This window comes from Xanthomonas sp. (genome assembly GCF_017163755.1).
GTDB lineage: Bacteria > Pseudomonadota > Gammaproteobacteria > Xanthomonadales > Xanthomonadaceae > Xanthomonas_A.
Map to the genome: position 1 here is coordinate 24,064 of NZ_JAFIWC010000004.1, position 13,532 is coordinate 37,595.

The following is a 13,532-nucleotide window of genomic DNA, read 5'->3' on the forward strand; positions in this document are numbered from 1 at the left end:
CCGGCAGCGTTTTCGACGGCAGCGCGTGCAGCGGTCCGTAGGGATACGAGCCGCCCGACCGCAGCCGAACGGCCACGCCGAGGCATGCCATTCGAGGTCTACGCGACGCCGCGCCTTAAGTGAACCGTACTGTACGGTTTCATTATGCGACGCGTTTCGTCGTTGTCAAGAAAAATGTACAGTTGAGTTCACTTTAGGAGACGCAATGAAGGTTCGAACCGAGGCCAGACGCGAGGCCATCGTCGAAGAGGCGACGAAGCTGTTCCAGGAATTCGGCTACGAGCGCGCCTCGATGAACGAACTGGCCAAGCGCCTGCGCGGCTCCAAGGCCACGCTCTATGGCTACTTCGCCTCGAAGGAGGAACTGTTCGTCGCGGTGGTCCGCAGCGCGGCCACCGCGCACCTGTCGGACGCGATCCAGGCCATGCACTCGCCCGCCGCCGCGCGCGCCGACCTGCGCACGGTGCTGACCCGTTTCGGCGAAGGCATGCTGCAGGTGGTGACCAACGACACCGTCGCGATGGCGGTGTACCGGATGGTGGTCGCCGAAGCCGGTCGGTCCGAGGTCGGCGAGCTGTTCTACCGCTCCGGCCCCAGTGAAGCCAACCTGGCTATCGCCAAGGTGCTGGAGGCGGCAATGGCGCGCGGCGAGTTGCGCCAGAGCGACCCTATGGTGAGCGCTCTGTACTTCCTCGGGCTGATCACCGCGGAGATCCAGGTGCGGATGTTCCAGCGCGATCCGCCGCCGGTCGCACCCGCGGCGATCCGCGCGATGGTGCAGCGCGGCGTCGAGATGTTCCTGCTCGGCGCGGCCCCGCGTACGGATACCGACCCGGCGCCCCGCCCCCCCGGCAAAGCGCGAAAGACCCGCGCGCGGTCCTGAGCCGCGGCGGCGCGACGCGCACCTGCCGCTGACGCGGACGCACGCGACGCCGGCATGGACCTGCGCCTGGTGGCCGTGACCGCTGCGACGGCGACGTAGTTCGACGTGGCATGGGCCCCGGGTCTGCCTTCTACGACAAACGGAACCTGCAAGCGTGAAGCCTCCCGGAAGGGCCAGGTGCAACACGCGACGTTTTCCCTCGTGCGTCTGTCGGCGCTGCCGGAACCGCTGCCAGCCGAACTGCGTCTCGTGCGGACCCAAGGACTCTTTTCATGCAGCTGGTCCAGCGCCTGACCGCCCATCCGGTGCATGCCGATGGCCGGCAGGTGGCCAACGCCAGTTGCCACGCGGGGCGGCTCCCGCACCAGACCCGAGAGGCTGCGCCCGACCGCCTAAACAGCAAAGCCCGGCAGACGCAAGGTCTACTGGGGCGCAATCAACTATGACCCGGTAGACGTCAGATCAGAACGGTTTGCACATACACCGGACGCCTGGGCGTGAGAATGCCTAAATGGCTTGACGTCAAGGATTGGTGGAATCGCCGAAGGTTGGGATATCAACCGGATCCGGGAAATCGGTCAAAAGGGCCGATGGGAGCCGAGCCCCTGGTCGGGAACTGCGCCAACCGCCCCGTTGCCCCCTGCCCCTGCCGTCACCCTACTCCTTGGCGCACCCGTCGACCCGCGCAACATCAAGCTGAAATCCAGCGTCTGCTGAAGCGGCACGTCCACACTTTCAATGATGGCGAGCAGCAGGTTGACCGCGCGGACACCGATCTCCCGCATGGGTTGCCTGATGGTCGTCAAGGGGGGCGTGAGATAACTGGACGATGCCAGGTCGTCGAAGCCGACGATGGACAGGTCGTCCGGCACGCGGATGCCCAGGTCCCGGCAGGCCGCCAGGGCGCCCAGCGCCATCTGGTCGCTGAAGCAGAAGATCGCGGTCGGCACGGGCGCGCGGGCCAACAGCGCCATCGCGGCCGCGTGGCCGGATTCCACGGAGAAGTCGCCCGGCACGACGGTCAGGTTGCGCAGGCGGCCACGCGCCTTGCCGCAGGCCCGGGCCCCTTCCAGTCGTTGCTGGTGCAGGGGATTGTCAGGCGGGCCACCGACCACGGCGATCCGCTCGTGCCCCAGTCCATACAGGTGTTCCATCACGGCGCGCGCGGCGGCCGCGTTGTCGATGTGGACGCTGGGGATGCCCAGCGCCGGGTCGAACTCGCACCCGTTGACCACCGGCGCGGCAGCGCCCAGCTGCTTGACGATCTCGCGCGCCGTCGGCGGGAGGCGGTGCCCCAGCACGATCAGGCCGTCCGCCTCGTTGCGCCGGAGCATCTGCGCGTAGCGCTCCTCGCGGTCGGGCTGGTGTTGGGTATCGCCGAGCAGGACCGCGTAGCCGACAGCCTGCGCCGCTTCCTCCGCGCCCTGCAGGATCTGCGCGAAGAATGGATTGGCGATGTCCGGGACGGTGACCAGGATCTTGCCGCTGCGCTGGGTCTTGAGCGTCCTGGCGACCGTGTTGGGGACATAGCCCAGCGCGGCGGCGGCCTGCTCGATGCGCGTGCGCGTGGCCGGCAGGACTTTTTCCGGCCGGGAAAGCGCGCGCGACACCGTGCCGGCGGAGACGCCGACATGCTTTGCGATGTCGTAAATGGTTGCCATGGCTTAGTTCTTCTTTCTGCTGTGCAGCGCACAACGGGTCTTGCGGGAGGCCCATGCTAGGATAAATGCAATCGATTGCATCGGACGAATCACGTTGAAGACGCTCAAGGGTCCGGCGCTGTTCCTGGCGCAGTTCATCGGCGACAAACCTCCCTTCGATCGCTTGGACACGCTGGCCGGGTGGGCCGCGGGCCTGGGCTATTCTGGCCTACAAGTCCCGACCAGCGCGCCCCACCTGTTCGATCTGGCCCAGGCCGCGCGCAGCCAGGCGTACTGCGACGATGTCGCCGGCATGCTGGCCGGGCACGGCCTGCAGATCACCGAGCTGTCCACCCACCTGCAAGGGCAACTGGTCGCCGTCCACCCCGCCTACGACGACCTGTTCGACGGATTCGCACCGCCGGACAAGCGCGGCGATCCCGCCGCCCGCCAGGCCTGGGCGGTGGAACAGTTGCGGTTGGCGGCCAAGGCCAGCCAGCGCCTGGGGCTGACGGCGCATGCCACGTTCTCCGGCGCGCTGGCCTGGCCCTACTTCTATCCCTGGCCGCAACGCCCGCCCGGCTTGGTGGAAGCAGCCTTCGCCGAACTCGGCCGCCGCTGGCGCCCCATCCTCGATGCCTTCGACGCCTGCGGCGTGGACCTGTGCTTCGAGATCCACCCGGGCGAGGACCTGCACGACGGCGCGACCTTCGAGCGCTTCCTCGAGGTGGTCGACCACCACCCGCGCGCCAGGATCCTGTACGACCCCAGCCACCTGCTGCTGCAGCAGATGGACTACCTGGGCTTCATCGACCGGTATCACGCGCGCATCGGCATCTTCCACGTCAAGGACGCGGAGTACCGCGCCAGTGCGCGCAGCGGCGTCTATGGCGGTTACCAGGACTGGATCGATCGTCCGGGGCGGTTCCGTTCGCTCGGCGATGGCCAGATCGACTTCAAGGCGATCTTCTCGAAGTTCGCGCAATACGATTTCCCGGGCTGGGCAGTGCTGGAGTGGGAGTGCTGCCTGAAGCATCCGGAAGACGGCGCACGCGAGGGTGCCGCGTTCATCCGCGACCACATCATCCGCGTGACCGAACGCGCCTTCGACGACTTTGCCGACAGCGGCGCCGATCCGGAATCGCTGCGCCGCATGCTGGGGACCTGAGCCAATACCGCCCTGGGAGGGGAAGCCATGACGCACACCATGTCGCGCTTGGGCGCGATGATGTTTCTGCAGTTCTTCATCTGGGGCGCATGGTTCGTGACCCTGGGGACCTATCTGGTGCAGGGACCCCTGCAGGCCAGCGCGAGCCAGGTGGCGACGGCCTTCCTCAGCCAGTCCATCGGCGCCATCGTGGCGCCGTTCCTGGTCGGCCTGATCGCCGATCGCTACTTCGCGGCGCAACGCATCCTCGCGGTGCTGCACCTCGCCGGCGCGGCGCTCATGTGGCTGGCGTCCACGGCGACGAGCTTCGGCATGTTCTCCGCCTGCGTCATGGCGTACATGCTGCTGTTCATGCCGACGCTGGCACTGGCCAACAGCGTGGCGATGCGGCACATGCAATCGCCCGAAAAGCAGTTTCCGCTCGTGCGGGTGGCCGGCAGCGTCGGCTGGATCGTGGCGGGCGTGCTGATCGGCTGGCTGGGCTGGGAACAGGCGCACCGGCTCGAGCTGACGTTCCGGATGGCGGCGCTGGCGTCGCTGGCCCTGGGCTTGTACGCCTTCACCCTGCCGCACACGCCGCCGCTGGCGCAACAGCGCGACGCCGGGCTGGGGCAGATGCTGGGACTGGACTCGCTGCGGCTGCTGAAGTCGCGCTCCTACCTGGTGTTCTTCCTGGCGTCCATCGCCATCTGCATCCCGCTGGCGTTCTACTACAACTTCACCAACCCGTATCTCAACGATCTGGGCGTGCGCGGCGCGGCCGGCCTGCAGTCGCTGGGCCAGGTCTCCGAAGTCCTGCTGATGCTGGCCATGCCGTTCCTGTTCGTGCGGCTGGGGGTCAAGACGATGCTGGCGGTGGGCATGGCGGCGTGGGTGGTGCGCTACGCCATGTTCGCCTTCGGCGATGCGGGCGGCGGCTTCTCCTTGCTGGTGATCGGCATCGTGCTGCACGGCATCTGCTACGACTTCTTCTTCGTCACCGGCCAGATCTACACCGATGCGCATGCCGGCCCCGCCGCGCGCAGCAGCGCGCAGGGGTTCATCACCCTGGCCACGTACGGCGTGGGCATGTTGATCGGCACGTTCCTGTCCGGCGCGGTCGTGGAGCACTACACCACGGCGGCGGGCCCGGACTGGCAGCAGATCTGGCTGTTCCCGGCAGGCGTGGCGCTGGTCGTGCTGGTCGCCTTCCTGTTGCTGTTCCGCGACCGGCCGGTCGTCGCGGCCGTGCCCTCCACGCCTGAGAACCCCACCCGATGAGCAAGCTTGGAATCGCCATCGTCGGCACCGGCATGATCGGCGCCGTGCATCGTCGCGCGGCGCTGCTGGCCGGTGCCGTGGTCCGCGGCGTAGCCGCCTCTTCCCCGCAACGCGCACGCGACGTGGCCCAGTCATGGGATGTCCCGCGCGCCTATCGCGACATCGAGGACGTGGTCGCCGATCCGCAGGTGCAGGTCGTGCACGTCTGCACGCCCAACCATCTGCACCGCGCCATGGCGCAGGCGGCGCTGCAAGCCGGCAAGCACGTGATCTGCGAGAAGCCGCTGGCCACGACGTTGCAGGACGCCCAGGCCCTGGCGGCATTGGCCGCCTCGACCGGGCTGGTCGCCACGGTGCCCTTCGTCTACCGCTACCACCCGGTGGTCCGCGAAGCGCGCGCGCGCATCGCGCAGGGCGAACTGGGGCCGCTGCGCCTGATCCACGGCAGCTACCTGCAGGACTGGCTGCTGGACCCGGCCAGCAACAACTGGCGCGTGGACCCGGCACTGGGCGGCGCGTCGCGCGTGTTCGCCGACATCGGCTCGCACTGGTGCGACCTGGTGGAATGGGTCGGCGGCGAGCGGTTCGTCGAGGTCAGCGCGGCGTTCGCCACCGTGATCGCCGAACGCGGCGCCGTCACCGGGCAGAGCTTCACCACGCCGGCGGGGGGCGGCGCGATGCAGACGGTATCGAGCGAGGACGTGGCCGCGGCGATGTTCAGGACCGGCGCGGGCACGCTGGCGTCATTGACGGTCAGCCAGGTCTCGGCGGGACGCCGCAATCGCCTCTGGTTCGAGATCGATGGCGCCAGGGCCAGCGTGGCGTTCGACCAGGAGGACGCCGAACGGCTGTGGATCGGCCGGCCCGACCAGCGCGAGGAAATCTTCGTGCGCGGGCCGGGTGCCGGCAGTGCCGAACAACGCCGGCTGTCGACGTTGCCGGCCGGGCACGCGCAGGGCTACGGCGATTGCTTCGAGGCGTTTGTCGCCGACACCTATCGCGCCATCGAAGGCGAGCGGCCGCAAGGCCTGCCCACCTTCGAAGACGGGTTGCGCTCGGCGCTGATCGTCGATCGCGTCATCACATCGGCCAGGACGCGCGCCTGGACAGACATCGGTTGAATCCCGGGAGGACTCCTTGATGAACACCCCTGCACGCAGGACCGCGACCCTCGCACTGCTGTTCCTCGTTGCCCTGCCCGCCTTCGCACGCGAAGCCGCTGGCCCGCAGAAACCCATCGCGGTGCAGATGTACACGCTGCGCAACGCCGGCTCGCTCGACCAACAGTTGAAGATCGTCCACGACGCGGGCGTGGGCGCGGTGGAAACGGTCGGCACGCAGAACGTCAGCGCTGCGGAACTCAAGCGGCTGCTGGACAGGTATGCGATCAAGGCGATCTCGTCCCACGTGCAACTGGCCGAGCTGCGCAAGGACCTGGACGGCGTTGTGGCCTTCAACCGGTCGATCGGCAACACGACGCTGGTGGTGCCCTACCTGGACGAGAAGGATCGGCCGACCGATGCCGCGGGATGGACCGCATTGGGCAAGGAACTGGGCCAGATCGCGAAGCGGGTACGGGCCAAGGGTCTGCGCCTGGCCTACCACAACCACGACTTCGAACTGGTCGACTTCAATGGCAAGACGGGCCTGGAACTGCTGTTCGCAGCCGCCGGCCCCGACCTGCAGACCGAGCTGGACCTGGCCTGGGTCGCGCGCGCGGGCTACGACCCGGCGGCGATGCTGGGCAAGTTCAAGGGCCGCATGTTCGCGGTACACGCCAAGGACAATGCGCCGAAAGGCCAGGCCGAGGATGAGGGCGGTTTCGCCGCCGTGGGCCAGGGCGTGCTGGACTGGAACGCGATCCTGCCTGCCGCGGCGGGTGCCGGCGTGCGCTGGTACATCATCGAGCACGACCGTCCGCGCGATCCGGCCGCGGTCGTCCAGACCGGCGCGGACTACCTGCGTGAACACCTGCCCGCCAGCCTGCCCGCCAACGCACAGCGCTAGCCCGCGAAGGAGCCCCGCTTGAAAACGATCCTGACAGTGGCCGCAGTTCTACTGGGGGCGACGCTTGCGACCACGGCGTGGTCCAAGGACGACCCTGCGGCCGGCGCGCAGCTCTACGCAACGAACTGCACGGCCTGCCACGGCGCCGATCGCGCGGGCGTCCCCGGCGCGTTCCCCGCGCTCACCGACGTGGGCAAGCGGCTGGAGCCCGCGCAGATCAAGGAGAAGATCAGCAAGGGCGGTGGGTTGATGCCGCCCTTTTCCCAGCTGTCCCAACAGGATATCGACAACATCGCCAGCTTCCTGGCGCAATAGGATGCCGGCGCCGGCGCCAGCTGCGCGCCGGCGGCGCTACAGCTCGCGCACCCAGATGTTGCGGTAGCTGACCTTGGAATCGTGCTCCTGCAGGGAGATCGGCGCGCACGCATGCGGCGAGTACGAAGGCGCGCCGATGTACTCGGTCTTGCCCGACAGGACGGTGTCGTCCTGCACCAGGACGCCGTTGTGCAGGACGGTGATGCGGGCGGGTGAAATGAGCCCGCCCCCCGGCGAGAAGCGCGGCGCCTTCCAGACGATGTCGTAGGCCTGCCATTCGCCCGGCGCACGCGAGGCGTTCACCAGCGGAATGGCCTGCTTGTAGATCGAGCCGGCCTGGCCGTTGGCATAGGTCGGGTTGTTGTAGCTGTCGAGCACCTGCAGCTCATACAGGTCCTGCAGGAAGATGCCGCTGTTGCCCCGCTGCTGGCCGTCGAAACCCCGGGTCGCGGTGGGCGTGCGCCACTCGACATGCAGCTGGATGTCGCAGAAGCGCTGCTTGGTGCGGATGCCCTTGCTCCCCGGCACCACGGTCAGCGCGCCGCCGGCCACGCTCCAGGGTACGCGTCCGCCCTGCTCCGACTCCCAGGCGGAGAGATCCTTGCTACCGAACAGCACGATCGCGTCGGAGGGCGCGCGGCCCGCGGGCGTGGCCACGACCGCGGGCACGGGCGTCCACGCCTCGGTCTTGGTCGGATCGCGCGGCAGGTCGCCGCTGGCCTGCGCGAACGCAGGCGCCGCGGCCAGCAGGCAGGCCGCCATCAGCAGGGGTCTGGTCATGGTGTTCCCGGGAAAGTGGTGCATGGGCGAAGCGGTGCGGTCCATCAGCTGGTCGCCCACGCGGGCGTACCGGGGGCATAGGCCAAGTCGCCGTCGTAGCGACCCGGCACGGCGACGTACCGCAGCACTTCGGTCGCGGCGACCTTCGAGGTGAAGAAGCTGAAGATGACCAGTTGCTTGATCATCGTGAAGTGATGCGGCATCGCGTCGGCCACTTTGGCGGTGCCGGTGTCGGCCACGTCGACGGCGTGTTTCCTGGCTTCTGCATCCAGCGCGCGCAGCAGCTCGGTGCGGGCCTGCGGGGTGAGCGACACGAAGCGGCCGCCGGCGCGCTTGTCGATATCGGCCAGGCCGGCACGGAACGCCGCCTGCTGCTGGGCGGTGTAGCAGTCGGTGACGAATTGCGCCATGAACAGGCCCACGCCGGCGTCCTTCGCCCCCGGTGTCTTGGTTCGCGGCAGGATGGTCTCGGCGATCTCGTCCAGCGTGCCGACATCGGCGGCGGAGAAGGCGTTCTTCGCCCCGGCGGCCGGCGCCTGTGCATGGGCGAGCGCGGGCAGGCCGACCATGGCCGCGCCCGTGGCGGCGACGATCATCTTCAGCAGTTCGCGGCGTTCCATCACAGGTTCCCCGCTTTCAGCTCGCGCACGGCATGGTCGGCTGCCCGTGCGGTCAGCGCCATGTAGGTCAGCGAGGGATTCACGCAGGCGCTGGAGGTCATGCAGGCGCCGTCGGTCACGTAGACGTTCGGCGCGTCCCAGACCTGGTTGTGCTGGTTCAGCACGGAGTTCCTGCGGTCACGGCCCATGCGCGCGGTGCCCATCTCGTGGATGCCCTTGCCCGGGGCGTAGTCGTCATCGTGCATCTCCACGTCCTTGACCCCGGCGGCCTCGAACATCTCCGCGGCATCGGCGGCCATGTCCTTGCGCATGGCCTTCTCGTTCGCGCGCAGGGACACGTCCATCGCCAGCACCGGCAGCCCCCATTTGTCCTTGCGCTGCGGGTCCAGGCGAATCGTATTGTCGTGGTGAGGCAGCATTTCGCCGAATCCCGTCATGCCGATGCGCCAGTCGCCCGGCAGGGTCAGCGCGTCCTTCAGGTCGGCGCCGATGTTCAACTCGGCGATCTCGCGCGACCACCCGGTGCGGCTGGCGCCGCCCTGGTAGCCGAACCCGCGCAGGTAGCCGCGCTTGTCCGCGGCGACGTTGCGGAAACGGGGAATGTAGAAGCCGCAGGGACGACGGCCGAAGTAGTACTTGTCGTCGTAGCCCTCGACCCGGCCGGAGGCACCCGCGCCGAAATGATGGTCCATCACGTTGTGCCCAAGTTCGCCGGACGAAGAACCCAGCCCGCCTTCCCAGACATCGGTGGCCGAGTTCATCAGCAGCCAGGTCGAGTTGAAGGAGGACGCGTTGAGGAAGATGACGTTGGCCGTGTACTGGTAGGTCTGTCCGCTCTCGGCATCGATGATCTCCACGCCCCGCGCACGCTTGCGGTCCTTGTCGTAGAGCACTTCCTTGACGATCGAGAACGGCCGCAAGGTCAGGTTGCCCGTCTTCATGGCCGCCGGCAGCGTCGCCGACTGGGTCGAGAAGTAGGCGCCGTAGGGACAGCCCAGGATGCACTTGTTGCGGTACTGGCAATTGACGCGGCCCTGCTCGACCTTGGGTTCGGTGATGTTCGCGGTGCGCGAGTGGATCAGGTGCCGGGTCCCGCCGAAGGCCTTCTTGATCCGCGCGGCCACGTCCTTCTCGACGATGTTCAACGGGATCGGCGGCAGGAACTCGCCGTCGGGCAGCACGTCCAGGCCTTCGCGCGTGCCGGCGATGCCGGCGAACTTCTCCACGTAGTCGTACCAGGGCGCGATGTCGGCGTAACGGATCGGCCAATCGGTGGCGATGCCGTCCTTGAGGTTCGCCTGGAAATCCAGGTCCGACAGGCGATAGCTCTGCCGCCCCCACATCAGCGAGCGACCGCCCACGTGGTAGCCGCGGAACCAGTCGAACCGCTTGGTCTCGACATAGGGCGATTCCTTTTCGTTGGCCCACATGCCTTGCAGGTTCTCGACCAGGCCGTAGTCGCGCATCAGCACCGGATAGTCGGCCTTCATCGCCTGGGTCGGCCGGTTGCGGTGCGGGAAATCCCACGCCTCCTTCATCGCGTTGACGTAGTCCTTGACATGCTCGATGTTGCGTCCGCGTTCCAGCATCAGGACCTTGAGGCCTTTCTCGGTCAGCTCCTTCGCCGCCCAACCGCCACTGATTCCCGAGCCAACGACGATGGCGTCGTAGTGATTGTCTGCCATGGGTTCTACTTCACCTGGGTGGATATCGTTTCAGACGTCGCAGAGGCGGATCGCCTCGCGCAGCGAGCCGACGGGATCCAGCGCCGTAGGAATGAATTCCTGCGCCAGATAGCCATCGAAACCGGTATCGCGGATCGCGCGACAGATGGCGGGATAGTGGAGTTCCTGAGCGTCTCCGATCTCGTGCCGGCCAGGCACGCCCGCGGTGTGGTAATGCTTGAAGCAAGCGTGATGCTTGCCGATGGTGGCGATGATGTCGCCCTCCATGATCTGCATGTGGTAGATGTCGTACAGCAGGCCGAAATGCTCCGAGCCGAGCCGCCGGCACAGTTCGACGCCCCATGCGGAGTGGTCGCACAGGTAGTCGTGATGATCGACCTTGGAGTTCAGCAGCTCCATCACCAGCACGACGCCGCGCTTCTCGGCATGCCCGAGGATGCGCTTGAGTCCCGCTTCGGCGTGGGCCATGCCTTCCTGGGGGTCCATGCCGTTGCGATTGCCGGAAAAACAGATGAGGTTGCGATAGCCGGCGTCGGCCACCAGGTCGATGTGCCGCGTGTAGCGCTCGACCAACTGGTCGTGGAACTGGCTGCCGGCGAAGCCCTTGTCCAGGCCCAGCTCCGCGCCGTTGCACATCGAGCTGTGCACGCCATTGGCCTTCAGCGTGGGCCAATCCGCCGGGCCCACCAGATCGATGGCGGCGAAACCGATGCCCTTCACCGTCTGGCAGAGCTGGGCGATCGACTGCTGCGGAAACGTCCATCGGGCGACGGAATGCTTCAGGTTGCCCTTGAGCGGCGTGGTGGCGGCAAACGCAGGCAGCATGCCAGCCGCGCCCAGGCCAAGGCTCCCGGCGACGGCAACGCGCAACGCGTCTCGCCTCGTGAACCCCGAGGCCGCCGCTGGTCCGATCGAATGGATAGACATCCACTTTCCGGCCTCCCAACCGGTATCAAATGCTAAGGATTCGCCGCAATGCAATCGATTGCACCATAAAGTACGCAATCGTTTTTTTGCAAGACGCAGTGCACGAAAACCCATGCTGCAGAGCACAACGCCTGTCGCGTCGGTCGCTGCATGACGGTGCTGGAATTTCGGGCGGCGCACGGAGGTGGACTACTGGACGTGCAGTGGATTGGCATCCCATGAACCCTGACCTGCCGCAGGCGATGCATGGCGAGAAGCCGGTGAAACCGTGGTTCCTCCTGCCGCGTTCGAGCTGGGCCGATGGATCGGGCACTACCATCGAGAAGAATTTGCCCGACACCGTAGACGAACGCCCAGGTTGCGGCTGCGCGCTGGATGAGGGCGCCGTTGACGCGTTCGATGGCGGCCTATGCGTCTACCCAAGCGATGGCGCGTTGATTCGCTTTGTCATGGAAGCATCATTGAGAAAAGAAAAAGCCCCGTAAAAACGGGGCTCTCTTCAGATCTTTATCGACACGTGTTGTCTAGAACGGGATGTCGTCGTCGGCGAAATCGTCCATCGGCGCGGACTGCTGCGGCGCCGGCTGCTGGCGGCGCGGCGCGTAGTCCTGTCCGCCGCCGCCCTGGTTCGGGCGCTCCTGCCGTGGCGCCGCCGAGCGCTGCGGGCGATCGCCGCCCATGCCGGCACCGCCACCGCCGCCTTCGCCGCGGCCGCCGAGCATCTGCATCTCGTCGGCGACGATGTCGGTGGAGTACTTCTCCACGCCGTCCTGGCCGGTGTACTTGTCATAGCGGATCGAGCCTTCGACGTAGACCGAGCTGCCCTTGCGCAGGTACTCGCCGGCGATCTCGCCGAGCTTGCCGAAGAACACCACGCGGTGCCATTCGGTGCGCTCCTGCTGGTTGCCGTCCTTGTCCTTGCGCACGCTGGTGGTGGCCAGGCTGATGCGGGTGATCGCCATGCCGGCCTGGGTGTACTTGGTGTCGGGATCGTTGCCGAGGTTGCCGACGAGGATGACTTTGTTGATGCCGCGGGCCATGGAATTCTTCCGTTCGGGGTGGTGAACCCGCTCGGGCGCGGGCATGTCTGACAGGGTCGCCCGCTCGGGGACGGGCGAAGACAGTGAATTATACCGGGCTGGGGGCGGATATCAGCCTTCCCCCGGTTCAGGCGTCAGACTTGCCCCCGCCGGGGTGGCCTATAATCCCTGCACTCCCCCTAGTCCGACCGCATGAGCCTCGCCGAAGACCTCCGCCCCGCCCTGGGCCTGTCCCAGATCCAGGCGCTCGCCGCGCCCGACATGGAGGCCGCCGACGCGCTGATCCGGCGCCGCCTGGCCTCGGACGTGGTGCTGATCAACCAGATCGCCGACCACATCATCTCCGCTGGCGGCAAGCGCCTGCGGCCGATGCTGGTCATGCTGGCCGGCCGCGCCTGCGGCAGCGGCGGTGCGCAGCACCAGCAGTTGGCGGTGATCGTCGAGTTCATCCACACCTCGACCCTGCTGCACGACGACGTGGTCGACGAATCGGACCTGCGCCGCGGCCGCAGCACCGCCAACGCGTTGTGGGGCAACGCGCCCAGCGTGCTGGTCGGCGATTTCCTGTACTCGCGCAGCTTCCAGCTGATGGTCGAACTGGACAGCATGGCGGTGATGCGGCTGCTGGCCGACACCACCAACCGCATCGCCGAGGGCGAAGTGCTGCAGCTGCTGCACGTGCACAACCCCGATACCGACGAAGCCGCCTACCTGCGGGTGATCGAACGCAAGACCGCGGTGCTGTTCGCCGCCGGCACCCGGCTCGGCGCGATGGCCTCCGGCGCCTCGGCGGACGTGCAGCAGCGCCTGTACGACTACGGCATGCACCTGGGCTACGCGTTCCAGATCGCCGACGACGTGCTCGACTACGCCGCCGATGCCGCCGACCTGGGCAAGAACCTCGGCGACGACCTGGCCGAGGGCAAGGCCACGCTGCCGCTGATCCACGCGATGGCGCACTCGGACGATGCCGTCCGGCAGCGCTTGCGCGCGATCGTCGAACAGGGCGACGCCGGCGCGATGCCCGAGGTGCTCGGCGCCATCCGCGCCACCGGCGGGCTGGAATACAGCCGCCGCCGCGCCGCCGAGTACGCCGCCGCCGCCGAGCGGGCGCTGGACGGCCTGCCGGAAAGCGATGCGCTCGCCGCGCTGCGCGGCCTGGCGCGCTACGCGGTCGAACGCAGGCATTGATCCGGCGCGCGTTTCG

General features: G+C 67.5%; 14 protein-coding genes. 8 read left to right on the forward strand and 6 right to left on the reverse strand.

Annotation, left to right across the window (positions count from 1 at the left end; genetic code table 11):
• The first annotated feature begins 205 nt into the window (after positions 1-205).
• Positions 206-883, forward strand: coding sequence for a TetR/AcrR family transcriptional regulator (locus tag JR065_RS03785; protein WP_206232254.1), 678 nt, complete (start codon positions 206-208; stop codon positions 881-883).
• Positions 884-1,461: 578 nt separating this feature from the next.
• Here JR065_RS03785 and JR065_RS03790 read toward each other — a convergent pair.
• Positions 1,462-2,544 (reverse strand): LacI family DNA-binding transcriptional regulator, encoded by a 1,083-nt coding sequence (locus JR065_RS03790; RefSeq protein ID WP_241093362.1) that lies wholly within the window; start codon positions 2,542-2,544, stop codon positions 1,462-1,464.
• A gap of 94 nt (positions 2,545-2,638) precedes the next feature.
• On the opposite strand from JR065_RS03790, the gene JR065_RS03795 reads away from it, so the two are divergent.
• Genes JR065_RS03795 through JR065_RS03815 form a run of 5 tightly spaced genes read left to right on the forward strand, consistent with a single transcriptional unit; the run spans position 2,639 to position 7,273 of the window.
• The gene (locus JR065_RS03795; protein ID WP_206232255.1) at positions 2,639-3,691 is read left to right on the forward strand and encodes a sugar phosphate isomerase/epimerase family protein; all 1,053 of its coding nucleotides are present in this window, start codon (positions 2,639-2,641) and stop codon (positions 3,689-3,691) included.
• Positions 3,692-3,718: 27 nt separating this feature from the next.
• Positions 3,719-4,951, forward strand: coding sequence for a nucleoside permease (locus JR065_RS03800; RefSeq protein WP_206232257.1), 1,233 nt, complete (start codon positions 3,719-3,721; stop codon positions 4,949-4,951).
• A complete protein-coding gene (locus JR065_RS03805; protein WP_206232259.1) occupies positions 4,948-6,072 on the forward strand; it encodes a Gfo/Idh/MocA family protein in 1,125 nt (374 codons plus the stop codon). The genes JR065_RS03800 and JR065_RS03805 overlap by 4 nt, the downstream gene beginning before the upstream one ends.
• A gap of 19 nt (positions 6,073-6,091) precedes the next feature.
• Positions 6,092-6,958: a sugar phosphate isomerase/epimerase family protein gene (locus tag JR065_RS03810; RefSeq protein ID WP_206232260.1), complete on the forward strand. Its 867-nt coding sequence runs from the start codon at positions 6,092-6,094 to the stop codon at positions 6,956-6,958.
• A gap of 18 nt (positions 6,959-6,976) precedes the next feature.
• The gene (locus tag JR065_RS03815) at positions 6,977-7,273 is read left to right on the forward strand and encodes a c-type cytochrome (RefSeq protein ID WP_206232261.1); all 297 of its coding nucleotides are present in this window, start codon (positions 6,977-6,979) and stop codon (positions 7,271-7,273) included.
• A 36-nt stretch (positions 7,274-7,309) separates the two neighbouring features.
• On the opposite strand, the gene JR065_RS03820 is transcribed toward JR065_RS03815, so the two are convergent.
• From JR065_RS03820 to JR065_RS03835, 4 genes are read right to left on the reverse strand one after another with little or no spacing between them, the layout of a single operon-like run.
• A complete protein-coding gene (locus JR065_RS03820) occupies positions 7,310-8,053 on the reverse strand; it encodes a 3-keto-disaccharide hydrolase (protein ID WP_206232263.1) in 744 nt (247 codons plus the stop codon).
• A gap of 44 nt (positions 8,054-8,097) precedes the next feature.
• A complete protein-coding gene (locus tag JR065_RS03825) occupies positions 8,098-8,673 on the reverse strand; it encodes a gluconate 2-dehydrogenase subunit 3 family protein (protein ID WP_206232264.1) in 576 nt (191 codons plus the stop codon).
• The gene (locus tag JR065_RS03830; RefSeq protein WP_206232266.1) at positions 8,673-10,358 is read right to left on the reverse strand and encodes a GMC oxidoreductase; all 1,686 of its coding nucleotides are present in this window, start codon (positions 10,356-10,358) and stop codon (positions 8,673-8,675) included. Before JR065_RS03830 ends, JR065_RS03825 begins: the two co-directional genes overlap by 1 nt.
• Positions 10,359-10,388: 30 nt before the next feature.
• Positions 10,389-11,285, reverse strand: coding sequence for a hydroxypyruvate isomerase family protein (locus JR065_RS03835; protein ID WP_206232267.1), 897 nt, complete (start codon positions 11,283-11,285; stop codon positions 10,389-10,391).
• Positions 11,286-11,503: 218 nt separating this feature from the next.
• On the opposite strand from JR065_RS03835, the gene JR065_RS03840 reads away from it, so the two are divergent.
• A complete protein-coding gene (locus JR065_RS03840) occupies positions 11,504-11,770 on the forward strand; it encodes a hypothetical protein (RefSeq protein WP_206232269.1) in 267 nt (88 codons plus the stop codon).
• 39 nt (positions 11,771-11,809) lie between these two features.
• Here the strand turns inward: JR065_RS03840 and JR065_RS03845 are convergent, their stop codons facing one another.
• A complete protein-coding gene (locus tag JR065_RS03845) occupies positions 11,810-12,325 on the reverse strand; it encodes a single-stranded DNA-binding protein (protein ID WP_206232271.1) in 516 nt (171 codons plus the stop codon).
• 192 nt (positions 12,326-12,517) lie between these two features.
• On the opposite strand from JR065_RS03845, the gene JR065_RS03850 reads away from it, so the two are divergent.
• A complete protein-coding gene (locus JR065_RS03850) occupies positions 12,518-13,516 on the forward strand; it encodes a polyprenyl synthetase family protein (RefSeq protein WP_206232272.1) in 999 nt (332 codons plus the stop codon).
• Positions 13,517-13,532: the final 16 nt, after the last annotated feature.

What these genes read in the sequence shown, in the direction of transcription:
- JR065_RS03785 (WP_206232254.1), top strand. Translation starts at nt 206, where the DNA reads ATGAAGGTTCGAACCGAGGCCAGACGCGAGGCCATCGTCGAAGAGGCG.
- JR065_RS03790 (WP_241093362.1), bottom strand. Translation starts at nt 2,544, where the DNA reads ATGGCAACCATTTACGACATCGCAAAGCATGTCGGCGTCTCCGCCGGC.
- JR065_RS03800 (WP_206232257.1), top strand. Translation starts at nt 3,719, where the DNA reads ATGACGCACACCATGTCGCGCTTGGGCGCGATGATGTTTCTGCAGTTC.
- JR065_RS03805 (WP_206232259.1), top strand. Translation starts at nt 4,948, where the DNA reads ATGAGCAAGCTTGGAATCGCCATCGTCGGCACCGGCATGATCGGCGCC.
- JR065_RS03810 (WP_206232260.1), top strand. Translation starts at nt 6,092, where the DNA reads ATGAACACCCCTGCACGCAGGACCGCGACCCTCGCACTGCTGTTCCTC.
- JR065_RS03820 (WP_206232263.1), bottom strand. Translation starts at nt 8,053, where the DNA reads ATGACCAGACCCCTGCTGATGGCGGCCTGCCTGCTGGCCGCGGCGCCT.
- JR065_RS03825 (WP_206232264.1), bottom strand. Translation starts at nt 8,673, where the DNA reads ATGGAACGCCGCGAACTGCTGAAGATGATCGTCGCCGCCACGGGCGCG.
- JR065_RS03830 (WP_206232266.1), bottom strand. Translation starts at nt 10,358, where the DNA reads ATGGCAGACAATCACTACGACGCCATCGTCGTTGGCTCGGGAATCAGT.
- JR065_RS03835 (WP_206232267.1), bottom strand. Translation starts at nt 11,285, where the DNA reads ATGTCTATCCATTCGATCGGACCAGCGGCGGCCTCGGGGTTCACGAGG.
- JR065_RS03840 (WP_206232269.1), top strand. Translation starts at nt 11,504, where the DNA reads ATGAACCCTGACCTGCCGCAGGCGATGCATGGCGAGAAGCCGGTGAAA.
- JR065_RS03845 (WP_206232271.1), bottom strand. Translation starts at nt 12,325, where the DNA reads ATGGCCCGCGGCATCAACAAAGTCATCCTCGTCGGCAACCTCGGCAAC.
- JR065_RS03850 (WP_206232272.1), top strand. Translation starts at nt 12,518, where the DNA reads ATGAGCCTCGCCGAAGACCTCCGCCCCGCCCTGGGCCTGTCCCAGATC.